This window comes from Pseudactinotalea suaedae (assembly GCF_009733815.1).
In the GTDB taxonomy this organism is placed as follows: Bacteria; Actinomycetota; Actinomycetes; order Actinomycetales; family Beutenbergiaceae; genus Pseudactinotalea; species Pseudactinotalea suaedae.
Map to the genome: position 1 here is coordinate 35,586 of NZ_WNXY01000011.1, position 24,127 is coordinate 59,712.

The window sequence follows — 24,127 nt, forward strand, 5'->3', positions numbered from 1 at the left end:
CCGGGTTGCACGCATCTGAACAGAACTGAACAGGCGCGCGGGGTCTCAGCCCTCGCGGCGGAGGCGGACGTCGAGCCAGAGGTCCGTCAGCAGCGTGGCGTCGAGCTCGCCAGCCAGACCGAAACCGGGGTCCGGCAGGAAGTGCACCGTGGTCCCGGTGCCCCCGGTGGGCTCGGCCTCACGCAGCTCCTGCGCCGGGACGCCGTGGCGGTACTCCTGCGTCCAGGACCCCTCGCCGCGATGGTTGGTGTGACGCAACCAGGTGCTCAGCGCGGCGACCACCGACATGCCGTGACGCGGCAGGCCGTCGGCCAGTCGCGGGGCGCCCTGCTCGAAGAACCGGACGTCGCGGGTCGCCATCACCGGCTTGCGGACGACGCGACCCTGCTCGTCACGGCGGGTCTCGGTGCCGCGGCCGTCGTCGGTCACCGAGATCGACCCGTCGTCGTGCACGACGACGTCGCACCGCCCCGCCCGGCCCCTCGCCTCGGCCTCCTCGGCGGCGTAGGCGAGGACCTCGAGCACGAGGTGCGTGACGCCGTCGGCGTATCGGGTCGGGTTCGCGCGGATCGCCTCGAGGTGCTCCCGGTCGACCGGGTGAGCCCAGACGTGGGTCGTGGTCGCCCAGGCCTGCGGACCCGTCATGACCGCCGCAGCGGGGCGATGGCCCGGGTGGTGCGCTCGAGCAGGTCGAGGAGGTTCATGAGCTCCTCGGGGCGGCGCTCGGTCGGGGCGAACGCGCCGTCCTCGTCCCAGTCGAGGAACTCGTACAGCGCGACCTGGTGCCGCACCACGGTGCCCATGACGTTGGCGAGGATGCCGCGCCAGTGCTCGGTGGCGCGGGTGCCGCCATCGGAGCCGTAGGAGACGATGCCGAAGCCCTTGTACCCCCACTCCGGGTACAGCACGTCGAGCGCGTTCTTCATCGCCGCCGGTACCCCGTGGTTGTACTCCGGGGTGACCCACACGAAGCCGTCGAACCGGTCGACCGTGGCGCTCCACTCGCGCGTCTGCGGCACCTCGTACTGCCGGTCGGCCGAGCCGGGCACGGTCGGCTCGCACAGCAGCGGCAGGTCGAACGCCTTGAGGTCGACCAGCTCGTACTCGGCGGCCTCGCGCCCCTGCGCCTGCTCGAGCACCCAGCGCGCGACCGCCTCACCCTTGCGGCCGGGACGGGTGCTTCCGAGGACGACGGCGATGCGCAGCGGGGTCATGCCTCCATCGAACAGCATGTCCACGACGACGCTCGACCTCCGAGGGCGCACGGCCGACCGCACCCTGGCGCAGCGGGGTCGATGGCGACGGGTCGTGACACACGGCGGGTCCCGGCAGAGGGCCAGTCGTTCGACCGCGCCGGAACCCGTCGCCCACGCCCGATCCCGATTGTCTAGAGGATCGGACCAGTTGTGATCCGTGGCTACCGGTCGCGCCGTGGATCGCCACCACCCCCGTACCCCATAGCGCCCGAGGCATGCATGGCAACCGTGACGCCGGCCGAACCCGCGGCTCCCCGGGGGTGAGATGCGTCGCAACCGGAGCGGGGATCGTGTGAAGGTTGCCGGCCGCTCCACGGCGACGGACGTCTCCGTGCGCATACTGGGTCCGGTCAGATCCTGGCCACCCCTGTCCTTCGTCGAGAGCGAGATCGCGTGCCGTCCGAGCGCAAGCCGACCGGCCCCACCCGTCGGAGCGTGACGTCGACCGGGTCGGCGTCGCGACCGAAGGCTCCCGGTTCGCGCACGACCGCGTCGAAGCCGGCCGCACGCACGAGCACCGCCGCGCGCAGCGGCGGCGCCGGCAAGAACGGCAAGAACGGCAAGAAGAAGTTCTGGAACTACCCCCGCCGCGGCAAGGGTCCGATCCGTCGCTGGCTGCCGAGCTGGCGGTTCCTGCTGGTCTCGGCGCTGGGTGTGTTCGTGCTCGGCGCGGGCGTCTTCTTCTACTTCTACGCCACGACGGACGTCCCGGAGGCGCAGGACATCGCGCTCGCCGAGTCCAGCACCGTCTACTTCGCCGACGGCGAGAGCGAGATGGGCAGGTTCGCCGAGGTCGACCGGGACATCATCGACCCCGCCACGCTGCCCGACCACGTCGGCCAGGCGGTGGTCGCCTCCGAGGACCGCCGGTTCTACTCCAACTCCGGGATCGACCCGATCGGTCTGGTGCGGGCGCTGTGGAACAACCTGCGCGGGAACCCGACGCAGGGCGGCTCCACCCTGACGCAGCAGTACGTCGAGCGCTACTACACCGGCCAGACCTCCGGCTACGGGGACAAGGTCCGCGAGGTCATCCTGGCGCTCAAGATCGACCGGGAGCAGAGCAAGGACGAGATCCTCGGCAACTACCTCAACACGATCTACTTCGGGCGCGGCTCCTACGGCGTCGAGGCGGCCTCGCAGGCCTACTTCGGCAAGCCCGCCACCGAGCTGACGGTCAGCGAGTCGGCGCTGCTGGCGGGGATCATCCCCTCGCCCTCGCGCTGGGACCCGGCCGTGGACCCGGAGCAGGCCGAGGCGCGCTGGAACCGCACGCTCGACTTCATGGTCGACGGCGGGTTCCTCACCCAGGCGGACCGGGACGCGCTCGTCTACCCGGAGACGATCGCCAACGAGCAGACCGACTCCCTCGGTGGCCCGACCGGATACCTCCTCGACATGGTCCGCACCGAGCTGATCACCCGGGGCGAGCTCAGCGAGGCGGACATCGACGGCGGTGGCCTCGAGATCGTCACCACGATCGACGCCCGCCTGCAGGAGCTGGCGGTCACCGCGGCGGAGGGCCTGCCCGACGACGCGCCGGAGAACCTCAAGGTCGCGCTGGTGTCGATGGACCCGACGACGGGCGCCATCGTCTCGCTGTACGGCGGTCCCGACTTCGTGAGCGAGTCCCGGAACCGGGTCACGCAGGACGTGGCCCAGGGCGGTTCGACGTTCAAGCCCTTCACGCTGATCGCGGCGCTCGAGAGCGGGGTGCCGCTCGAGGAGCGCTACGCCAGCTACTCGCCGATGGAGCTCGAGTGCTACGGCGACCAGGCGGTGCGCAACTTCGACCGCGTCAACCGCGGCAACATCGACCTCGTCGAGGCCACCGAGAACTCGGTCAACACCGTGTACGTGCAGCTCAACTGCGACGTCGGACCCGAGAACACGCTGGACGTCGCCACGCGTCTCGGTCTCCCGGAGGACACGGCGGGTCTGGAGCCGGTGCCCTCGAACGTGCTGGGCTCGGCCTCGCCGCACCCGCTCGACATGGTCACGGCGTACTCGACGATCGCCGCCGGCGGCGAACGCCACCAGAGCTTCATCGTGGCGCAGGCGACCGACCCGGCCGGCACGGTCGTGTACGCCGGTGCCCAGCCGGGCGAGCAGGTCGTCGACGAGCAGGTCATCGCCGACGCGACGTACGCGATGACCCAGGTCGTCGAGCAGGGCACCGGCGAGACCGCGAGCGAGATCGGCCGCCCCGCGGCCGGCAAGACCGGGTCCTCGCAGGACTACCGGTCGGCGTGGTTCGTCGGGTTCGTCCCGCAGCTGACGACGGCGGTCGCGCTCTACCAGCCGGCCGAGGACGGCACCGAGGAGGTGCTCACCCCGTTCGGTGGCGTCGACCCGATCGCCGGCGGCACCTGGCCGACGACGATCTGGACGAGCTACATGACCGAGGCGGTCGCGGACCTGCCGGTCGTGGACTTCCCCCAGCGCAGCGCGCCGTCGACCCCCAGCCGCGAGCCGACCCAGCAGCCGACGACGGAGGAGCCCACCACCGAGGAGCCGACGACGGAGGAGCCGACCACGGAGGAGCCGACGACGACCCCGCCGCCGGAGCCGACGGAGGAGCCGACGACGACCCCGCCGCCGGAGCCGACCGAAGAGCCGACGACGACCCCACCGCCGGAGGAGCCGACGACGACGCCGGCCGAGCCAACCAGCGAACCCACCGACGAAGGCGACGCCGACGGCGGTGGGTGAGCTCCGCCGTCGGCCATCGGCTGATGCCGGGGCCTACGCCTCGCCGGACTCCTCGCCGCGCGCGTTCTGGATGTGCTCGGTCAGCCACGTCGCGGTCCGCAGCACGTGCGCCGACATGGCCGCGGCCGCCGTACCGGGGTCGCGCGCGTCGAGAGCGGCGACCACGGCACGGTGGGCCCGGTCGGTCGTGCCCTTGGCGACCTCGGGCGGGAGCACGAAGTAGAGGTTGAACCGCCCGCCCAGGCGGTGGAAGGTCCGGGCCACGCCGGCCAGCGTGCGGTTGCCGCCGATGGTGCTGACGAGATGGTGGAACTCGGTGTCGATCTGGCCCATGCGTTCGGGGTCGGACTCGGCGGTGAAGGCATCGAGCAAGCGGTGCAGCTCGAGCGAGTCCTCGGCCGTCATGCGCGCCGCAGCCATCGCTGCGCTGTGCGACTCCAGCACGCGGCGGATCTCTGAGAGCTCTCCGATCCGGTCCACGGGCGTGACCTGGAGCGCGATGGCGAACTGCGCGAACATCCGCCCCGGCTCGAGATCGGTGATGTAGCTGCCGCCGCCGTGCCGGGTGTCCAGGATGCCCATCGTCGCGAGCGAACGGATCGCCTCACGCACCGTGCCCCTGCCGACCGCCAGAGCCTGCGCGACCTCGGCCTCGCCCGGGGCCCTGTCCCCCGGCTGCAGCTCACCGGCAGCGATCTGGTCGATCAGCCACGTCATGACGACCTGGGTCGCACTGCCACGGCTGCGGGTGGGGTCATCCATGATCGGTCCGCTTCCTCGTCATCGTCGTCGTGCCGCTCACGCTAGCGGCCGCCACCACCGTCGGATGGGTGGCTTGCACCGGGAGCTCCCGGCGCTCGCTCCCGCGGTCGTGCCCACGTGCGGTCGCCATCACGACATCCTAGACTTGTAGGACGACTACTTGACACTCGCGCCTGAATCGCCATAGTGTCCCGTCCGGCAGGACGTGGTTGTCCTACATCCTGTCTGATCTGCGTGTGCGCCCCCACCCCAGAACTTGAGCCGATGGAGCTTCTTGTGACCCGTAACGACGGACCTGTGCCGAACTCGCTGTCCCCCGTCTCCCGGCTGCTGCCGCGCCGCCGCTTCCTCGCGGTCGCCGGTGCGCTCGGCGCCGGCGTCCCGTTGGCCGCTGCTCTCACCGGGTGCTCCGACAGCAACGGCGGCTTCCAGCCGTCCGCGAGCCCCACGGCGCCGGCGGGAACCCTGAGCGGGGAGGTCGTGGTCGCCATCCAGCAGAACCCCGACGATGCCGCGAAGAAGGCGCTGACCGACGCCTACGCCCAGGTGCAGCCCGACGTCACGATCGTCTGGGAGACCAAGGAGCAGCCGCGCGCCGAGTACCTGACCTATCTGGGGACGCAGCTCGCGGCCAACGAGATCCGCCTCGACCTGGTGTCGGGCAACTACGTGCCGACCTTCGCGAACTTCGTCAACTTCGACGCCCACCGCGGCGAGGAGAACCCCTACACCGGCAACCCGTGGGACACCGATCTCGACTTCGACTTCGCACGCTCGGTCAACGCCCAGGGCGAGCTGATCATGCTGGCCTCGCAGTCGGTCCACGTCGGTTGGTACTACAACAAGACGATCTTCGCCGAGGTGGGTGTCGAGCCGCCGACCACGTGGGAGGAGTTCATCGCCGTGTGCGCCGCGATCAAGGAGCACGACGTGACACCGATCTCGATCAACTTCGAGTTCCAGCTGCCGCAGTGGGTCATCGAGGTCTACTTCGACCAGTACCACGCCGACTGGGTCGAGACCGTCCGCGCCCAGGACGGCGACTGGAACTTCAACCCCGAGGTCGACGCCGACTTCAGCTTCGACCCCGAGAACCCCAACCTGCACTCCACCTACACCTACAACCTGCAGCGGTTCTACCAGGCGCTGCGCGACGGCACGCTGCGCTACGACACCGACCGCATGGTCGAGATGATCACGAACCTCACCAAGGTCTTCCCGCAGTACGCCACCGACGACATGTTCGTGCTGGACGACGCCTACGCGCCGTTCCTGCAGCAGCGCACGGCGATCATGTCCAGCGGCTCGTGGTCGATGGTCGAGATCGCCAACGACCTCAGCTCGATCACGCCGGAGCGGCTGGCGGAGCTGGGGCTCGAGCCCGGGTCGATCGAGAGCTTCGAGTGGGGCACCTTCGAGAACCCCGCGATGCAGAGCGGACTGGTGCAGACGTCGATCCCCCGCGCCGTGGAGTCGGCCGCGGGTGAGTACATCAGCGTCGTCGACAAGCAGAACGGTCAGACAGAGGCAGCGATCGACTTCGCGCGGTTCTGGTTGTCGAGCGCCGGCTACCAGCCCTACCTGGACGCCACGGTGGCCGAGGGGAGCTGGGTCCCCCGAGGTCCTCTGGAGGTCGCGAACCTCGAGGAGCCCGAGGCCAACAGCGTCTTCGAGACCCTGGAGTCGCGAGGCAACGCCGAGATCAACTACAACGGCTTCTGGATGTTCGGTGGGCCGGCCTCGCAGGCCGCCGACAAGAAGCAGCTGTTCCACGACGTGCTGCAGGGCAAGACCACGCCGCAGGAATACGCCGCACAGCTGCAGCACTACATCACCGACCACATCGACGAGACGATCGCCGATGCCGGCCTGAGCACGGCCGACATCGAGAACCCGGCACGTCGGCCCAGCGGTCTGTGAGCGTGCTGCCCGCCCTCAGGCGGCGCAGGACGGCGTGGATCGCAGCACTGCTCGTGGCTCTCGCCGTGGCCGGCAACCTCGCCGTCCTCGCATGGGACCACGCCCGCGCACAAGCCGGGCAGGTCCGCACCTTTGCGGCGGAGATCGACGACATCGGCGCGGTCGCGGCCCTGGACGACACCGATGTGGCGGTCGCCGGCCTGGGGACGAGGGTGAGCCTCGTCCGTGAGGGCGCCGTCGTCGTCGAGGTCGATCTCGACGCACGGGTCAGCGCGATCGCCGCCGAGCCGGGCAGCATCGTCGTCGGCACGGCGACGGGCGAGGTGCTGTGGCTCGACCCACGGCTGCAGGTCACCGATCGTGCCGAGGTCGACGGCAGCGTCGTCGCGCTGGCGCAGGCCGCACAGACCACGGTCGCGGCGTCAGGATCGGGTGCCTACTCGCGGGACTACCAGATCTCGCGGTGGACCGACGGTCGTGACGCGGGTGCGGCCGGTGCGGCCTACACGGTCAGCGCGATCACCGTGCTGGGCGAGCACGCGGTCTACGGGACCACCAACGGAAGCGTGGGCGCCGTCGACGACGCGGGGTCCGAGGCCTGGCTCGTCGGACTCGGTGCGCCGGTCACCGCCGTCCTCGCCGTGCCGGACCGCGGCCTGGTCGCGGTCGGCGACCAGGACGGTCGCATCCACCTGATCGACAGCACGGGGCAGGCGCTCGGATCGGTTCGCGTCTCGGCGGGATCGGTCTCGGCGATGGTGTGGGACCCCGAGCACGAGTACTACCTCGTGGGCGACTCGCGAGGTGCGCTGCACGTGCTCGACGTCGACGGACGGCTGATCAGCTCACGCACCCTGATGGCCGCGCCGATCCGGGGCGTGGTCGACACCACCGCCGGCACCATCCTGGCGGGAGAGGACGGCAGCTGGCTGTCCTTCGACGTCGACCAGGTCGCGGAGTCGGTCGCCCGCGACGCGGTCCGGCCGTGGTGGATCGCCGGCAACGTCGTGGCGGCGATGGCGCTGGCGCTGCTGCTGGGCCTGGGAACCGCGGTGCGCCGTCGGTCTGCCGGGCTGCTCGCCCGCCGGGTCTGGGGCGGGCGGGTCGGGTACGCCCTCGTGGGCGCGGCGGTCCTGGGCGTGCTGGTCTTCTGCTACTACCCGGTGGCCAGCGCGCTCTGGTACTCGCTGACCAACTTCAGCCTGCGAGAGCTGGAGCCGGAGTTCATCGGTCTCGACAACTACATCCAGATCCTGTTCCACGACCGCTACTTCCGCATCGGGCTGTGGAACATGCTGATCATCACGGTGGCGAGCCTGGTCAAGACGATCGCCGTGCCGCTGCTGGCCGCCGAGCTCGTCTACTGGGTGAAGCGGTCCACCACGCAGTACGTGTTCCGCACCGTGTTCGTGATGTCCACCGTCGTGCCCGGCCTCGTGACCACGCTGCTGTGGAAGCGGGTGTACGACCCCGACGTCGGAGCGCTCAACCAGCTGTTGCGGCTGGTCGGGCTCGACGACTGGACGCGCGCCTGGCTGGCCGACGAGGGCACCGCGCTGGGCGCGGTCATCGCTGTCGGCTTCCCCTACCTGGCGGCCTTCCCGTTCCTGATCCTGCTCGGTGGGTTGATCGCGATCAACCGTGATCTCTACGACTCCGCGGCCCTCGACGGCGCCGGACGCTGGCTGCAGTTCCGTCACATCGATCTCGCGCACCTGCGCCCGCAGTTCCGCATCCTCGCGTTCTTCGCCGTCACGGGCGCGGTCGAGGGCTTCGCCTCGACGTTCCTGCTCACGCGCGGCGGACCCGGTACGGCGACCTACGTCCCGGCCCTGCAGATGTACCTGCGGATCGCCGAGGGCGACCTCGGCTACGCCTCGGCGATCGGGGCGATCCTGGTGATCGGTCTCCTCGCCATCTCCGTGGTGATCCTGCGGTTCCGCCGCAACGAGCTGGAGGCATCGTGAGGACCACGAACCGCTCCACCGGGCGGCCTCGACCGCCGGTCAGGGTGGCGACCATCGTCCAGTACGCGGCCCTGGTCGCCCTGGCCGTGGCGTCCTTCGCCCTGATCGCGCTCATGGTGGTGCTGTCGCTGCGGCCGGGTCTGGCGATCTACGTCGACTTCTGGAGGCTGCCGATCCCGCCCTACCTCGGGAACTTCACCACGGCGCTGGGCAGCCTGCTGCCGGCGATGGGCCGGACGCTGCTGATCAGCGCCGTCTCGATCGCGTTGCTGCTGATCATCTCGACGGTGGCCAGCTACTCCTTCGCCCGCCTGCAGTTCCCGGGCCGGGACGTGATCTTCTACGGGATCCTCGCCGTGATGACGGTGCCCGCCGTGATCACGCTCAGCCCGAACTTCATCCTCGCCGACCAGCTGAACCTGCTGGGCTCGCTCTGGGGCCTGATCGTGTTCTACGTGGCCGGGGGGCTGCCGTTCGCGATCTTCCTCATCACCACGTTCTTCCGCACGCAGCCGGTGGAGATCTTCGAGGCGGCCCGGGTGGACGGCGCCTCCGAGCTGCGGATCATGCTGCGTCTCGCGGTGCCGCTGGCGATGCCGATCCTCGTGACCGTCGCGATCCTGAACTTCCTCACCTTCTACGGCGACTACATCTGGCCCAGCCTCGTCCTCACCGAGGCCAACCAGACCCTGCTGCTGGCGCTGCAGCAGTTCAACCCGTCCGTCGGCCAGTTCGGCAACCGGCCCGACTACGGCGTGCAGACCGCCGGCTACGTGGTCGCCACGATCCCGCAGCTGCTCGTCTTCGCGTTCGGCATGAAGTACTTCGTCGCCGGCGTCACGTCGGGCGCGATCAAGGCATGACCCCGACCGCTCATCTCTGGAGGAGACCGTGACAACCCTGACCGTCCACGTCGCGCCGGGAGGGCGCGCCGATGGTGCCGGCACGGCCGAGGACCCGGTCGCCACCCCTGTGCAGGCTCGCGACCTGCTCCGCCGGAGCCGTCGCGGTGACGAGCACGCCACGGTCCTCGTGGCGCCCGGCACGTACGCGCTGACGGAACCGCTGCTCCTGGAAGCCGTGGACTCGCACACCTCGTGGGTGGCGACGTCGCCCGGGAGCGCGGTGCTCGACGGCGGTCGGCGGCTGACGGGCTGGTCGCCGGTGGGCCCGGATGGTGACGTGTGGGTCGCCGACCTGCCCGAGGGCGACCCGCGGTCGCTGTACGTCGATGGCCGCTGCCGCCCTCGGGCGGCATGGCCGCGTGAGGGCGAGGTCACCATGACGCACGCCGAGTCCGTCCTGGCCCACCCCGACCTGATCGAGCTGTTCGCCGGCGGAAGCACGTTCGGGTACGACCGCGATCAGATCGGCGCGCTCACCAGGCCCGAGATCGTCGAGGTCCTCGTCCCGCACTACTGGGTGCAGGAGCGGATGCCGGTGGCGAGCCAGGACGTCGACGCCGCGACGCTGACGTGCTCGCGGCGCAGCCTGCTCGCGCTGCGCGACGACGTCGGGTCCGACCACGCGCGGTTCCGGCTCGAGAACGTGATGGACGCGCTGGGTGAGGTGCCCGGTGAGTGGGTGCTCGACCACGTGCACCGGCAGGTGCTGTACGCGCCGGCAGCCGGTGAGCACGCCGAGGACCTCGACGTGGTCGTCCCGGTGACGGTGCGCCTGGTGGAGGTACGCGGCACCGCTGCCGCACCCGTGACGGACGTGCACTGGTCCGGGTTCGAGCTCGCCCACGCCGCCGCGACGCAGGTCGACGGCGTGTGGAAGCTGCCCCAGCAGGACATGCTCGACGGCGTCGAGTTCGCGACCTCGCCCCAGGCCGAGGTCGGGGTGAGCGGCGCTATCGAGCTGAGCTACGCCGTCGACGTCTCGATGTCCGACTGCACGGTCCGACGCGTCGACGGGCACGCCGTGTGCGCGCGCGAGGGTGTCCAGGGTCTGCATCTGGAGCACTGCCTCCTGACCGAGCTCGGCGCGGGCGGCGTGCACCTGGACGGCGCAGCGGCGTCGGCCGCTGCTGCCTCGGACCCCTCGGCGACCAGCGGGAACCGCATCAGCGACTGCGAGATCGGCCCAGGTGGCCGCGTCTATCCGGGCGCCGTGGGCGTCCTGATCCGGGACAGCCACGACAACGCGGTGGTCCACAACCACATCCACGACATGACCTACTCCGGCGTGTCGGTGGGATGGGTGTGGGGGTACGAGCCGAGCGCCGCGTACGGCAACCTCATCGAGGCGAACCGGATCCACCACCTCGGCGGGCCGCTGCTGTCGGACATGGGCGGGATCTATCTGCTCGGCGTCGCCCCGGGCACGGTCGTGCGGCGCAATCTCGTCCACGACGTGGCCTGCGCCAACTACGGCGGCTGGGGCATCTACCTCGACGAGGGCAGCTCCCACGTGGTGGTCAGCGAGAACGTCGTGCACAGCACAGCCACGCAGGCGTTCCACCAGCACTACGGCCGCGAAAACATCGTGCGCGGCAACGTGCTCGCCTTCGGGGAGCGCGGGCAGGTCAAGCTGACGCGCCCCGAGCCGCACGTGTCGGCCTCGTTCCACGGGAACCTCGTGGTGGGCGACAAGCCGGGCTTCGTCAGCCGCGACGAGGGCTGGATCGAGGAGCTGAGCGTGCTGAGCGACCTCAACCAGATCTGGGGCACCGGTGCGCAGACCGTGGTCGCCGCCTTCGGGCGTCCCGACCGGGTCGAGCCCGACGCCCCGTTCACGGATGCGACCGAACGGTGGCGCGCGCAGGGCAGGGACCGCCACTCCACCATCGTCGATCCCGGGCTCGTGGTGCACGAGGACGGCACCGTCAGCGCCACGGGTGACCTCGCGGACGGTATCCACGTGCCCGACCTGACCGACGTCGGGCCGCGTCGGCACAACGCGACAACCGCCCAGGAGGGCCAGCAATGAAGATCGTTCGCGTCGACGTCGAGATGGTCGAACTGCCCGCCGTCACGCCCGCCTTCCGGTGGCGTGACGGGCTGCCCGGTTCCGAGCCCGCGCGCACCGGGGCCTGGCTGCGGCTGACGACCGACGACGGCGTCGTCGGGCGGGCGTGGTGCGTGCGCGGCGTGATCCTCGCCGACCTCGTCAATCGCCGGCTGCGGCAGGAGCTGCTGGGGGCCGACCCGTTCGCGCGGGAGACTCTCTGGCACCGCATCTGGGAGATGGATCGGATCGAAGAGCTCCCCGTCTACGTGCCCGGCGTGGTCGACGTCGCCCTGTGGGACCTGGTCAGCACCGCGCTCGGCATACCGGCCCATGCGCTCGCCGGGACGGCCCGGACCGGGATCGAGGCCTACGCGTCGACCGTCACCTTCGACACGGTCGAGGAGTTCTGCGACGTCGCCACCCAGTGCCTGGAGCTGGGGTACAAGGCGATCAAGCTGCACGCCTGGGGCGACGCGCGCCGCGACGCCGCCCTCGTGACCGCCTTGCGGGAGCACGTCGGTGATGACGTGCCGCTGATGTACGACGGCTCCGCCGGGTTCGACCTCGCCGACGCGTTGCACGTGGGCCGCGCCTGCGCCGACGCCGACTACCTCTGGTACGAGGAACCGATGCGTGAGGCGAGCATCACCTCCTACGAGTGGCTCGCGGAGCGGTGTGACGTGCCGCTGCTGGTGGCCGAGACCAGCGACGGCGCGCACTGGAACACCGCCGACTGGATCCGTTCGGGCTGCGCCACCTACGTACGAACCAGTGCGATGTTCAAGGGCGGCTTCACCGGTGCGTTGCGTGTGGCGCACCTGGCCGAGTCCTTCGGGCTGCGGGCCGAGGTGCACGGGTCCGGCCCCGAGAGCGTCCACCTCGCGATGGCGGTGCCGAACACCACGTACTACGAGTCGCTCGTCACCTCGAACCCCGTGGTGCGCGAACCGCTGGTCGGGGCCGACGGCGTGGTGCGCCCCGCCGACGTGCCCGGGATCGGTTGGGACGCCTACCTCTGACCCGCGGCTGCACGGAACCGCAGCGCCGGAGCGGCTGTGCGGCGTCTCAGCAGCCGGCGCCGATCGGCTAGACTCCTGGGGCTTGTGCTTGCGTCCGAACCTTCGGCGCAGCCAGAAGCACCGCATGAACCCTCCTGTCACGGAAAGACCGTGACCGCCAAGACCGAAGGAGGTGGGTATACACATGCGTCAGTACGAGCTGATGATCATCCTCGACCCCGAGGTGGACGAGCGCACCGTCGCACCCTCCCTGGACAAGTTCCTCTCCGTCATCACCACCGGTGGTGGCACCGTCGACAAGGTCGACATCTGGGGCAAGCGCCGCCTGGCTTTCGAGATCGCCAAGCGCACCGAAGGCATCTACGCAGTCGTCGACCTGACGGCCACGCCCGAGCTCGCCAAGGAGCTCGACCGCCAGCTGGGGCTGAACGAGTCGGTGCTGCGCACCAAGCTCATCCGCCCCGACGCTCACCGCCAGCCCAAGCGCCGCGCAGCCGCCAAGGCCAGCTGAGCGTCCAGGCCCCGACAGCACAGCAGGAGGCACCGATATGGCAGGCGACACCGTCATCACCGTCGTCGGGAACCTGACCGCCGACCCGGAGCTGCGTTTCACGCCCTCCGGAGCTGCGGTCGCGAACTTCACCGTCGCGTCCACGCCGCGGCAGTTCGACCGCCAGAGCAACGAGTGGAAGGACGGCGACACGCTGTTCATGCGCTGCTCGGTCTGGCGCGAGGCAGCCGAGAACGTGGCCGAGTCGCTCACCAAGGGCACCCGTGTGATCGTGCAGGGCCGGCTGGTCCAGCGGTCCTACGAGACCCGTGAGGGCGAGAAGCGCACGGTCGTCGAGCTTCAGGTCGACGAGGTCGCTCCCTCGCTGCGGTACGCCACGGCCAAGGTCACCCGGAGCCAGCGCTCCGGTGGTGGCGGCGGCGGCAACTTCGGCGGCGGCGGCGGTGGCTACTCCGGTGGCGGCAGCGGCGGCGGTTACGGCGGCAACAGCGGTGGCGGCAACGCCGGTGGCGGCCAGGGCAGCGGCAGCAATGCCGAGGACCCGTGGGCCAGCAGCGGTGCGTCGTTCTCCGACGAGCCCCCCTTCTAACGACATCCCGCGTCCCGCTGGGACGCGCAGTACCGAGGAGACATCACCATGGCGAGGAACACTCGCAAGCCGGTCATCAAGAAGGTGAAGCCGGTCAAGCGCCCCGTTCTCGAGAACGGCATCAACTACAAGGACACCGCGACCCTGCGGAAGTTCATCTCCGACCGCGGCAAGATCCGGGCCCGCCGGGTCACCGGGGTCAACGTGCAGGAGCAGCGACTGATCGCGAGGGCCGTGAAGAACGCCCGCGAGATGGCTCTGCTGCCGTACTCCGGCTCGGGCCGCTGAGGAAGGGGCAGACATCATGACGACGAAGCTCATCCTCACGCACGAGGTGACGGGGCTCGGTGCACCGGGCGACGTCATCGACGTCAAGGACGGCTATGCCCGCAACTTCCTCCTCCCGCGTGGCCTCGCCACCGGGTGGACGAAGGGCGCGCAGAAGCAGATCGACGCGATCCAGGCAGCTCGCCGCAAGCGCGAGATCGCCACGATCGAGGGCGCCCGCGCTGCACGTGACTCGCTGCAGAGCAAGCCGGTCATCGTGAAGGTTCGCTCCGGCGAGTCCGGCCGACTGTTCGGTGCGGTCACCACGAGTGACATCGCCGACGCGGTCGCCGCTGCCGGTGGCGTCCAGGTCGACCGTCGCAAGATCGAGGTCAAGAACCCGATCAAGTCGCTCGGCAGCCACCAGGTCTCGGTGCGTCTGCACGACGACGTCTCCGCGACCCTCGAGGTCCAGGTCGTCCCGGCCTGACGCAGCATCTGAACGACGTGAAGGCCCGGCTTCCCTCCAGGGGAGCCGGGCCTTCACGCGTCTGCTGACGAGGTGACGGCTACTCGTCGCCCTCGAAGAGGCCGCCGTCGAGGAGCCAGTGGTACCGCAGCCGCAGTGCTCGCTCGGTGCTCGCCACCGCGGCGGCCACCCCGAGCCCGATGTTGAGCCAGCCGGGCAGGTGCACCGGTGAGGTGAAGGTGCCGACGTTCTCCGCGACCGGTGGGATCTGCGTGATCTGCTCGACGATCTGGGGGATGCCCAGCACCAGCGCGACCGCCAGCACGGTCCACGTGAGTGCGCCGATCGCGCGGCTCAGGCCCGGCCGGTCCCGCTCCAGGCGTGCGCGGCGCCCCTCCGCGGAGGCGGGGTCCGGCACGAGCTGTCGTTCCTGCCCGCTCTCGGTCACGTAGTGGCAGCGCCGGAGGCCGTAGCTGCTGGTGGCCACCTGCACGGTGCCGCCGGTGACCGGGAGCTCTGCCGGCACCTTCGAGCGGGCGTGGTGCGCGCCGTTGCGGTACAGCTCGGCGAAGACGTCGCCGTTGTCGTCGCCCCAGAGCCGCACGTCCACGGACCAGGTCTCCGGCTCGCCGTCGGCGCCGGTGAGCGAGAGGTGGAAGAGCGCGCGAGAGAGCGGCTGCCACCAGCGGAAGCGTGGGAGGGGATGCCCGTCCCCGGGCTTGACGCGGCGGGCTCGCCGCCGCCGGTTCCAGTCCGAGAGCATCGGTCCCACCGTAGCCGCGCCGGCGCGCCGTGCTGCACACGGGCTAGAAGCCGGCCCCCGGGTTGAGGATCCCCTGCGGGTCGAGGGCGGTCTTGACGACCTGGTTGAGCCGGACCACGTCGGAGCCCACGTTCGCCGCGAGCCACGGCCGCTTGAGCCGCCCCACGCCGTGCTCGCCGGTGATGGTCCCGTCGAGGGCGATCGCGAGATCCATCACGCGGCCGTAGGCGGCGTCGGCGCGGGCGATGCTCTCGGCGCTGGAGGTGTCGCGCATGACGAGCGGGTGCGTGTTGCCGTCGCCGGCGTGCGCGATCAGCGCGATCGGCACACCCGCCTCCCGAGCGATCTCCTCGATGCCCACCATCAGCCGACCCAGGCTGGGCAGCGGCACGCCGACGTCCCCGAGCAGCAGCGAGCCCGCCGCGGCCTCGACCGAGGGGATCGCGCCACGGCGCAGCTGCGCCCAGTGCTGGCCCTCGGCGGCGGTGCGTGCCTGGCTCACGGTGATCGCGCCACCCCGGGTGCAGATCGCGGCCGACTCAGCGATGGTGGCGGCCCCGGCCTCCCCGGGCTCGTCCGACTGCACGATCAGCGTGGCGCAGGCCCCGGTGTCCAGCCCACCGCGGTGCTCGTGCTCCACGCACTCGACGGTGGTGCGGTCCATCAGCTCGAGCATCGACAGCCGACCGGTGCGCGCGAGAGCCACCACCACCTCGCCGGCAGCGTCGATGTCGTCGAACGTCACGAGCAGCGTGCTCGACGGCGGCGGGGCGGCCCGCAGCCGCACGGTCACCGAGACGATCACGCCGAGCGTGCCCTCGCTGCCGATGAAGAGCTGCATGAGGGGCAGGCCGGCGACGTCCTTGATCAGCCGGCCGCCGAGCTCGACCACGGAGCCGTCGGCGAGCACCACCGTCATCCCCAGCACGTAGTCACGGGTGACGCCGTACTTCACGCAGCACAGGCCGCCGGCGTTGGTGGCGACGTTGCCCCCGATGCTGCAGAACTCGAACGAGGCGGGGTCCGGCGGGTACCAGAGGCCGTGCTGGGCGGCAGCGGCCTTGAGCTCGGCGTTGAGCACCCCGGGTCCCGCGGTCGCGGTCATGGTCACCGGGTCGACGGCGATCTCGCGCATGTCCTCCACGCTCAGCACCACCGCGCCGTCGACGGCGGACGCCCCACCGGACAGACCGCTCCCGGCGCCGCGGGGGATCACGGCGACGCCGTGCGCGGCCGCGAGCTCGATCACGGCCTGGACATCGGTGACCGACTGCGCCCGCACCACCGCGAGCGGCGTTCCCGCACCCGGGTCCGCGGCCCGGTCGCGGCGGTAGGGCTGGAGATCGTCCGTGGCGGTCAGCACCGGACCACTCACCCGGGCGCGGAGCGCTGCGAGCAGGGTCTCCAGGACTGCAGGCGTTCGGGCGACGGTCACGGTGCTTCCTCCAGGGTCGAAGCCACTGTCGTGCGTCCCACCATCGTCGCGCGAACACCGACAGGCAACTATTCCGAGATGCGGAGTATTGTGCCCGCACTATGGAAGAATCCTAGCGAAGGCATGCGCGTGCCCACGGCTCCGCTCGGAGCCCTTCCCTTAAGTCGGACGGCGTTGTACAGTTACTAACTCGAACATGCTTGTATGACTACGCGATGCCGAGAGGTACGAGATGAGCACCGTCGCTGAAGGCGCACGCGAGACCGATTCGCGGTCACGCTCGTGGTGGCGCACGATCTGGCCGGCAGCACTGAGTCTCCTCGTCGCGGCGGGTACCGCGTTCGGGCTCGAGGACGGTCGGGACGTCGCCGCGGTCGTCGCCGCCTCAGGTTTCGTGTACCTCGCTGCCGCGGCACTCGGACGGCCGGGGGTCGCGTGGCCGGCGTTCGGTCTCAGCTTCGTGCTCGTCACACTGGCCAAGCTCGCCGGGGTGGACGCGATGGCGTGGATCCTCGTGCTCGCCGGGGTGATGCTGGTGGTCGGGATCGCGCGGCGCCGCTGGCAGCCCACCTGGGGACTCCCGCTGCAGGCCGCCGCGATGCTCGTGCTCGGCGCGGTCGCGCTGCTCGCGGTGCAGGTGAGCCCGCAGCTGGGCGGTCTGCTGGTGTCGGCCGCCCTGCTGGCGCACGCCGGATGGGATCTCTACCACCACCGCACCGGCAGGGTGGTGACCCGGAGCCTGGCGGAGTTCTGCTGCGTTCTCGACGTCGTCGCGGCTGTCGTGGTGGCGATCGTCGCGCTGAACGCATGATCACCGAGCCGATGGCAGCACCCTGGTCCCGCGTCGTGACCCGCGACGGCGTGCTGCTGCGCCGCCCGGCCGAGGCCGATGCGCACGGCGTGCTCGCGGTCCACGGCGATCCCGCCGTCTACGCCTACGACCCCCACGAGACGCACCCGGACCTCGAGCACAGCGCCCGCTTCCTGGCACCGATGATCGGCCACTGGGCCATGCACGGCTTCGGGTACTGGTCGGTGCTGGTGCCGAGGCCCCGCTGGCCGGGGGGCGTGCCGGGCGCGGAGGCGGCCGACGAGGGGCGCATCTTCGCCGGCCTCGGCGGCATCCAGTCGCACAGCCTGCGGGGTGTGCCCGTCCTCAACGTCTACCTCCGGTTCGCCGTCCCGGCCCAGGGCCGCGGGCTTGCGCGCGCCGTGCTGGAGCAGGCGCTGGCCACGGCGCCGCTGGTCGCACCCGGTGTGGACGTGGTGGTCCGCACGCGGCCGGCCAACGCGGTGACCAGGCACGTGGCCGAGCGTGCCGGGTTCGTCGACGAGGGTCTCGAACCGGGCACCGCCGACATGCAGCTGCTGCGCCACCGAGGTGTCCTGCTCGGCGAGTGAGGCCGAGCGGGTCGAGCGGAGACCGACACAACAGGAGGAGGAGACCGATGCAGACCTTGACCGTGGACTTCATCATGTCCCTCGACGGCTTCGGGGCCGCCGAGGGTTGGCCCGGGTTCTGGGGCATGGAGGGCCCGGAATACCTGCAGTGGCTCGACGAGTCACCGGAGAAGGACCACCCGGCGCTCATGGGCGCCAACACCTACCGCCTCATGCACGGCCTCGCCGCGAGCGGCGAACCGGGTACTGAGGTGATGGACGAGATGCCGAAGGTGGTGTTCTCCTCCTCGATGGACAGCGTCGACTGGGCAAACACCACGCTGGTCACGACCGACGCCCTCGAGGCGGTGCGCCGGATGAAGGCGGAGTCCGACCTGCCGCTGCGCACCCTCGGCAGCGTCTCGCTGTGCCGCTCGTTGGTGGCGGCTGGGCTCGTCGACAGGATCCGCACCGTCGTGTTCCCGGTGATCACCGGCGCGACCGGGGCCGACCCGGTGTTCGGCGGCTATCCGGACGTGCGGCTCGAGCTGGTCGAGCATCGGCTCTTCGACGGCAGGCTGCAGCTGCTCGAGTACGTCCCCACCGTGCTCGACGGCCCGCCGCTCGGCGCCGACGCGGCGAGCTAGGGTCACGCTGTGGCGACGACGGTCCTGGACATGTCGATGTCGGTCGACGGGTTCATCGCCGGGCCGAACGTGGCCCTCGACAACGGGCTCGGCGACGGCGGCACCCGCCTGCACGAGTGGTTGCTCGGGCCCGACGGGTCCTTCGACGAGCGGCGCTTCGCGGACCTGACCGACAGCGACCGCGCGGTGTACGAGGAGCTGATGTCCACCGGTGCGGTCATCGCCGGGCGCGGCACCTTCGAGCCCGCGGGCGGGTGGGGCGGCGACCATCACGACGGCGTCCCGATCTTCGTGCTCAGCCGTCACCCCGCGCCGCCCAGGTTCGCCGACATGCCCCTGGTGACGTACACGCCCGACATCAGCACCGCCGTCGGGCGGGCCAGGGCGGCGGCCGGTGACGGGAGCATCCTGGTCCATGGCTCGGGGGCCGCGTCGATGCTGCTCGCGGCCGCTGAGCTCGACGAGATCCAGCTCCACGTGGTCCCGGTCCTGCTCGGGCGCGGCCGACAGCTGGTGGACGAGCTTCATGCGCAGGTGGAGCTGGAGCTGATGAGCAGCCGGCAGGGTGCCGAGGCGCTGCACCTGCGGTATCGGGTGCGGTATCCCTAGCGTCGCGGAGTCGAGGCGGCGAGTGCACCGAGGGCGGTGTCGCGCACGAGGGTGGGTGCCTCGTCGGCGGTGATCTCGCCGCGGTGCACGGCGGCCGAGGCTGCGTGCAGGATCGCCTGGATGGTGCTGACCTGCCACGTGACAGGCTGGTCGGAGCGGAAGGCGCCGGAGTCGCGGCCGCGCTCCAGCAGCCCGATGACCCGCGCGGCCGGTCCGACGTGGGCACGCCGCAGCGCGTCGGGAGGCAGCGCGTGCTCGGCGGCCACCACGAGCGCGCCGAACCGGTGGGTCAGGTGCCAGCTCGCCTCGAGGACGCGCCCGAGGGCGTCACGGGGGTCGCCCTCGAGATCGATCTCGGCCAGGGCGGACTCGGTCTGGGCGATCGCGCGCTCGGTGACCACGTCGAGCAACGCGGCGCGGTTCTCGAAGTGCCCGTAGAGCGTCACGCGGCCGACCCCGGCTGCCGCGGCGATGTCGTTGATCGAGGCGTCCGGGTCGGTCGCGAGCAGTCGGGTCGCCGCGCCGATGATCGCCTCGACGTTGCGACGCGCGTCCGCACGGAGGGGCCGGGTCACCTGCACGTCGCTCCTTCTCGCCGCGAACCTACTCGTACATCGACGTCCACATTAGCGGTACCGCAGGACCGGGCATGATGCAGTCATGACAGCACGATTCGACGGAGCGGTCGCGGCGGTGACCGGGGCTGCGCACGGTATCGGCGCGGCGGTGGCGAGCCGGCTCGCCGCGGAGGGTGCCTCGGTCGCGGTTCTCGACCTCGATCGCGACGCCGCCCAGCAGGTCGCCGAGGCGCTGCCGCGCGAGCACGGCAACGACCATCTCGCCCACGGCGTGGACGTCACCGACGTGACATCGGTGACGGAGGCGCTCGCCGCCGTCGAGCATCGGTTCGGACGTCTGGACACGCTGGTCAACGTGGCCGGCGGGGGTGAGCACGAGCCCACCTTCGAGGACGGTGACGACGGCGCGTTCCAGCGCATGTGGGACCTGAACTTCCTCGGCACGGTGCGGATGTGCCGGGCTTCGATCCCGCTGCTGAAGCGGTCGGACCGTGCGGCGATCGTGGTCACGTCCTCGGTCAACGGGCTGATGGTGTTCGGGAGCGAGGCGTACTCCTCGGCGAAGGCGGCGCTGGGCTCGCTCACCACGAACCTCGCCATGCGTTACGCACCACAGATCCGCGTCAACGGCGTCGCGCCCGGCACGATCCGCACGCGCGTGTGGGACCGCCAGGGCGGCCCTGACAAGTTCACCCCCTTGTACCCGATGGGTCGGGTCGGGGAGCCCGAGGACATCGCGTCCGCGGTCGCCTTCCTCGCCTCGGCGGACGCCTCCTGGATCACCGGGCAGATGCTCGCCGTGGACGGCGGGATCACGGTCCGCGGGGTGCCCGAGTTCGGCAGGCGAGGCCGTGAGACATGAACGGTCAATAGATGAGATGTCATCAAACCGTTACCAACTGCACACCTGAATAGTTGAACCTTCCCGCTAGCGTCAGCCCCACTGCCCGTTCCCGGGCAGCTCCAGCACGACGCAGTCGGGGGATTTACGTGAAAGTAGTTACACGAGCGCGCAGACGACCAGCTCGCTATCTGGCAGCCGGGGCCGCAACGCTCCTGGCCGTCGGGATGATCGGGTCGCAAGCAGCGGCGCTGCCGGAGGACGACTCGGAGGCGCTCGCGCAGCTGATCGACGTCGACGCTCTCGGCCTCGAGGTGCTGGAGGCCCTGACGCAGGCGTCGGGCAACCCCAGTGACCTCGGCCCGAACTTCGGCGAGATCGATGCCGAGGTCCTCAACGGCCTCGTCGGCCTGAGCCTGCCCGGTATCGGGATCCCGCTCATCGGCGACGGCGAGAACACCGGGCTGCTCGACCTCGGCCCGCAGGCGGGGGTCGGGGCGACCAACGCCTTCACCTCGTCGGCGACGCCGAGCACCTCGATCGCGGCCGTCGGCGCGGTCACCGATGAGGGTGCCGTGGACGTGGCTCCCGAGTTCGACCCGAGCGATGTCAACAACGCACAGCTCGATCTCACGGCCCTGCTCGGTCAGCTCGAGGTCGACGGCCTGACCGACGAGATCGTTGACGAGCTCACCATCGCGCTCGGCGCAGTCGCCGCACGTGCCGAGGCCACCGGGCCGGGCGCGTACGACTCCGACTACCTCCTCGCCGGCGCCGAGCTGCGAGTGAGCAGCCCCGCGGTCGGTGGGCTGGCCAGCACGCTCGACACGACCTACGACACGGTGGTCGGCGGCCTGGAGACCACGGTGAACAGCGCCGTCGGCGAAGGCGGCACGATCGACACGGCACTGGGTCTCTTGGAAATTCCCGCCCTGAACGTGCTCGGCCTCGTGACGCTCGAGCTCGACGACATCTCCGCCGCTGTCGACGTGACGATCCCGGATCTGTCCGATGCGCTGCTGACGCAGGCCGTCAGCGATGACGGTCTGGTCACGATCGATCTGACGGATGGCACCATCGCCGTCGACGTCGCTCAGCTGGTCAAGGGCGAGGACGGCGAGGACCTCAACGGACTTGCGCCGAACACCTCGGTGCTGACCGACGAGACCATCGAGGCGATCACCGCCGGTGTGGCGAGTGCGCTCGGCAACGTGGTGGACTCGCTCAACACGCAGATCGTCACCGGGCTGCAGAACTCGACGCTGACGATCACGCTCAACGGTGAGGCGACAGCGGTTGGTGGCGTTCTCACCGCTCCGGTCAGCCTGACGGTGGCCGGGACGCTTGCCGGGTTCGCCGGCCTCGCGGACGCGCCGACTCCCGTCGTGAGCTCGACCACGGCGATCGAGATCCCGCTGCTGGGCATCAGTATCCCGGCGGGGGCCGTGGTCACGGCGGTGGCGAGCACGCTGCTCCCCGCCGTGCTGGCTGGTGTCGGTCCGGTCGTAGGCTCGCTCCTCGTCACCCAGTCTGCACTGGTCGAGTCCACGCTCACCGGCGTGGTCGACCTGGTGCTGGAGCCGCTCGAGCCTGTGCTCGACGGCGTGCTGCGTCAGATCGTCACGCTGACGATCAACGAGCAGCCCACGGTTGCGCCGATCAACGGCACCGGTGACCTCGGCGCGGGCTCCTTCACGGTGCGCGCGCTGGCGATCGACGTGCTGCCGATCCTCGGGGCCGGCGCAGTGGGCGTCGATCTCGCGAGCGCCAGCGTGCGTGCCGCTGTGCTGGCACCTGTCGTGATCGCGACTCCTGACCCGGTCGAGATCGGCGCTGAGCTGACGGCGACCGGTACGGGCTTCACCCCGTTGACCGAGCTCACGGTCACCTACGTGGACGCGGGCGGCAACACCGTCGGGACCTCCACCGTGACCACCGACGAGACCGGCGGCTTCACCGACACCATCACGGTGCCGGAGGAGACTGTTCTCGGGATTCTGACGGTCACCGCGGACGACGGCACGCTGTCCGGCTCCGACACCACCACGGTGATCGACGAGGGCACGGGTACTGACCCGACGGGCACTGACCCGACGGGTACTGACCCGACGGGTACTGACCCCACGGGTACTGACCCCACGGGTACCGACCCGACCGGCACGGACCCGACCGGGACCGACCCCACGGGTACTGACCCCACGGGCACCGACCCCACGGGTACCGACCCGACGGGTACTGACCCGACCGGGACCGACCCGACCGGCACGGACCCGACCGGGACCGACCCGACCGGTACCGACCCCACGGGCACTGACCCGACCGGTACCGACCCGACGGGCACCGACCCCACAGGTACTGACCCCACGGGCACCGACCCGACGGGCACCGACCCGACGGGCACCGACCCCACGGGCACTGACCCGACCGGGACCGACCCGACGGGCACCGACCCCACGGGCACTGACCCGACCGGGACCGACCCCACGGGAACGGACCCGACCGGCACCGACCCGACGGGGACCGACCCGACGGGCACCGACCCCACGGGCACTGACCCGACCGGGACCGACCCCACGGGAACGGACCCGACCGGCACCGACCCGACGGGCACCGACCCGACGGGCACCGACCCCACGGGCACTGACCCGACCGGGACCGACCCCACGGGAACGGACCCGACCGGCACCGACCCGGGTGCTTACGACCCGACGCTGGTGGTCGACCCGGGGACGGTCGAGCCGGGCGAGGAGCTCACCACGAACGGTTCGGGTTACCCGCCGAACACGGAGGTCGTCGTGACCTACGTGGACAGCGAGGGCAACACGATCGCGACGTCGACGGTCACGACCGACGACAACGGTGACTTCACCGACACGATCACCGTTCCTGTGGGCACGCCTGCCGGCGCGCTCGTGGTGACCGGTACGGCAGACGGCTACGCGGCCTCCGACACGGCGATCGTCGTGACGGATGAGCTGGGTATCGCCATCGAGCAGCCGACGCGCTACCGCGGTCAGGTGCAGGTCGGGCACGGATGGGGCTACGCGCCGGGGACGGTGGTGCACGGGTACATGAACTCGACGCCGCAGATCGACCTCGGCACGCAGGTCGCGAACGCGGACGGCGAGGTGACGTTCACGTGGACGATCCCGGCGTCGGCCGCGATCGACACCCACACGTTCTCGCTCACCGCCAACGGATACGACGACCAGTCGGTCACGTTCCGGGTGCTGGCGAACGCGGCCGCTCCTGGCCCGCAGCTGCCGAGCACCGGTGCTGACACCGGTCTGGCGATGTCGGCCGCGATCCTGGTCCTGCTGGGCGGCGCGTTCGCCCTGCTGTCGACCCGGGTGAAGCGTCGGCGAGGCATGCTGGAGGGATGACATCAGTCGTCCGTAACAAGGCCGGCCGCACTCAGCCCGAGTCAGGTCGACCACAGCCCGAGGG

At 70.7% G+C, this 24,127-nt stretch carries 22 protein-coding genes; 16 read left to right on the top strand and 6 right to left on the bottom strand.

What is annotated here, in order from left to right:
• Positions 1–45 precede the first annotated feature (45 nt).
• Together GPA04_RS17560 and GPA04_RS17565 are read right to left on the bottom strand one after the other, a co-directional pair.
• Positions 46–645 (bottom strand): DNA topoisomerase subunit B, encoded by a 600-nt coding sequence (locus tag GPA04_RS17560; RefSeq protein ID WP_156225518.1) that lies wholly within the window; start codon positions 643–645, stop codon positions 46–48.
• Positions 642–1,214: an NADPH-dependent FMN reductase gene (locus GPA04_RS17565; protein ID WP_366464919.1), complete on the bottom strand. Its 573-nt coding sequence runs from the start codon at positions 1,212–1,214 to the stop codon at positions 642–644. Before GPA04_RS17565 ends, GPA04_RS17560 begins: the two co-directional genes overlap by 4 nt.
• Before the next feature lie 435 nt (positions 1,215–1,649).
• Between GPA04_RS17565 and GPA04_RS17570 the strand changes: the two genes are divergently transcribed.
• The gene (locus tag GPA04_RS17570; RefSeq protein ID WP_241680893.1) at positions 1,650–3,968 is read left to right on the top strand and encodes a transglycosylase domain-containing protein; all 2,319 of its coding nucleotides are present in this window, start codon (positions 1,650–1,652) and stop codon (positions 3,966–3,968) included.
• A 33-nt stretch (positions 3,969–4,001) separates the two neighbouring features.
• Here the strand turns inward: GPA04_RS17570 and GPA04_RS17575 are convergent, their stop codons facing one another.
• Positions 4,002–4,730, bottom strand: a complete 729-nt coding sequence (locus GPA04_RS17575; protein ID WP_156225519.1) for a FadR/GntR family transcriptional regulator — start codon at positions 4,728–4,730, stop codon at positions 4,002–4,004.
• A gap of 276 nt (positions 4,731–5,006) precedes the next feature.
• Between GPA04_RS17575 and GPA04_RS17580 the strand changes: the two genes are divergently transcribed.
• The 9 genes from GPA04_RS17580 (at position 5,007) to rplI (ending at position 14,448) form a co-directional block, all read left to right on the top strand.
• Positions 5,007–6,650: an ABC transporter substrate-binding protein gene (locus tag GPA04_RS17580; protein WP_162458654.1), complete on the top strand. Its 1,644-nt coding sequence runs from the start codon at positions 5,007–5,009 to the stop codon at positions 6,648–6,650.
• Positions 6,647–8,617, top strand: coding sequence for an ABC transporter permease subunit (locus tag GPA04_RS17585; protein WP_156225521.1), 1,971 nt, complete (start codon positions 6,647–6,649; stop codon positions 8,615–8,617). Before GPA04_RS17580 ends, GPA04_RS17585 begins: the two co-directional genes overlap by 4 nt.
• Positions 8,614–9,480 (top strand): carbohydrate ABC transporter permease, encoded by an 867-nt coding sequence (locus GPA04_RS17590; protein ID WP_156225522.1) that lies wholly within the window; start codon positions 8,614–8,616, stop codon positions 9,478–9,480. Before GPA04_RS17585 ends, GPA04_RS17590 begins: the two co-directional genes overlap by 4 nt.
• A gap of 28 nt (positions 9,481–9,508) precedes the next feature.
• Complete coding sequence (locus GPA04_RS17595) at positions 9,509–11,551, top strand: right-handed parallel beta-helix repeat-containing protein (protein WP_156225523.1); 2,043 nt, start codon at positions 9,509–9,511, stop codon at positions 11,549–11,551.
• Positions 11,548–12,591, top strand: coding sequence for an enolase C-terminal domain-like protein (locus tag GPA04_RS17600; protein ID WP_156225524.1), 1,044 nt, complete (start codon positions 11,548–11,550; stop codon positions 12,589–12,591). The genes GPA04_RS17595 and GPA04_RS17600 overlap by 4 nt, the downstream gene beginning before the upstream one ends.
• A 184-nt stretch (positions 12,592–12,775) precedes the next feature.
• Positions 12,776–13,102, top strand: a complete 327-nt coding sequence (gene rpsF / locus GPA04_RS17605) for a 30S ribosomal protein S6 (protein WP_156225525.1) — start codon at positions 12,776–12,778, stop codon at positions 13,100–13,102.
• A 37-nt stretch (positions 13,103–13,139) separates the two neighbouring features.
• Positions 13,140–13,691: a single-stranded DNA-binding protein gene (locus tag GPA04_RS17610; protein ID WP_156225526.1), complete on the top strand. Its 552-nt coding sequence runs from the start codon at positions 13,140–13,142 to the stop codon at positions 13,689–13,691.
• Positions 13,692–13,739: 48 nt separating this feature from the next.
• On the top strand, positions 13,740–13,979 hold the full coding sequence (gene rpsR, locus GPA04_RS17615) for a 30S ribosomal protein S18 (RefSeq protein WP_156225527.1): 240 nt from the start codon (positions 13,740–13,742) through the stop codon (positions 13,977–13,979).
• A 16-nt stretch (positions 13,980–13,995) separates the two neighbouring features.
• Positions 13,996–14,448: a 50S ribosomal protein L9 gene (rplI, locus tag GPA04_RS17620; RefSeq protein WP_156225528.1), complete on the top strand. Its 453-nt coding sequence runs from the start codon at positions 13,996–13,998 to the stop codon at positions 14,446–14,448.
• A gap of 79 nt (positions 14,449–14,527) precedes the next feature.
• Here the strand turns inward: rplI and GPA04_RS17625 are convergent, their stop codons facing one another.
• Positions 14,528–15,190: a hypothetical protein gene (locus GPA04_RS17625; RefSeq protein ID WP_156225529.1), complete on the bottom strand. Its 663-nt coding sequence runs from the start codon at positions 15,188–15,190 to the stop codon at positions 14,528–14,530.
• A gap of 43 nt (positions 15,191–15,233) precedes the next feature.
• On the bottom strand, positions 15,234–16,625 hold the full coding sequence (locus GPA04_RS17630; RefSeq protein WP_241680894.1) for an FAD-binding oxidoreductase: 1,392 nt from the start codon (positions 16,623–16,625) through the stop codon (positions 15,234–15,236).
• A 232-nt stretch (positions 16,626–16,857) separates the two neighbouring features.
• Between GPA04_RS17630 and GPA04_RS17635 the strand changes: the two genes are divergently transcribed.
• Genes GPA04_RS17635 through GPA04_RS17650 form a run of 4 tightly spaced genes read left to right on the top strand, consistent with a single transcriptional unit; the run spans position 16,858 to position 19,261 of the window.
• Positions 16,858–17,436 carry a hypothetical protein gene (locus GPA04_RS17635; RefSeq protein WP_156225530.1) on the top strand — a complete coding sequence of 193 codons (579 nt, stop codon included), beginning with the start codon at positions 16,858–16,860 and terminating at the stop codon, positions 17,434–17,436.
• Positions 17,433–18,026, top strand: coding sequence for a GNAT family N-acetyltransferase (locus tag GPA04_RS17640; protein WP_162458655.1), 594 nt, complete (start codon positions 17,433–17,435; stop codon positions 18,024–18,026). The genes GPA04_RS17635 and GPA04_RS17640 overlap by 4 nt, the downstream gene beginning before the upstream one ends.
• Positions 18,027–18,073: 47 nt before the next feature.
• Positions 18,074–18,652, top strand: coding sequence for a dihydrofolate reductase family protein (locus GPA04_RS17645; protein ID WP_156225532.1), 579 nt, complete (start codon positions 18,074–18,076; stop codon positions 18,650–18,652).
• 9 nt (positions 18,653–18,661) lie between these two features.
• A complete protein-coding gene (locus GPA04_RS17650; protein WP_241680895.1) occupies positions 18,662–19,261 on the top strand; it encodes a dihydrofolate reductase family protein in 600 nt (199 codons plus the stop codon).
• Here the strand turns inward: GPA04_RS17650 and GPA04_RS17655 are convergent.
• On the bottom strand, positions 19,258–19,836 hold the full coding sequence (locus GPA04_RS17655; RefSeq protein WP_156225533.1) for a TetR/AcrR family transcriptional regulator: 579 nt from the start codon (positions 19,834–19,836) through the stop codon (positions 19,258–19,260). The genes GPA04_RS17650 and GPA04_RS17655 overlap by 4 nt on opposite strands.
• Positions 19,837–19,921: 85 nt before the next feature.
• On the opposite strand from GPA04_RS17655, the gene GPA04_RS17660 reads away from it, so the two are divergent.
• On the top strand, positions 19,922–20,701 hold the full coding sequence (locus GPA04_RS17660) for an SDR family NAD(P)-dependent oxidoreductase (RefSeq protein ID WP_156225534.1): 780 nt from the start codon (positions 19,922–19,924) through the stop codon (positions 20,699–20,701).
• A 206-nt stretch (positions 20,702–20,907) separates the two neighbouring features.
• The gene (locus tag GPA04_RS17665) at positions 20,908–24,063 is read left to right on the top strand and encodes a choice-of-anchor G family protein (RefSeq protein ID WP_156225535.1); all 3,156 of its coding nucleotides are present in this window, start codon (positions 20,908–20,910) and stop codon (positions 24,061–24,063) included.
• Positions 24,064–24,127 lie beyond the last annotated feature (64 nt).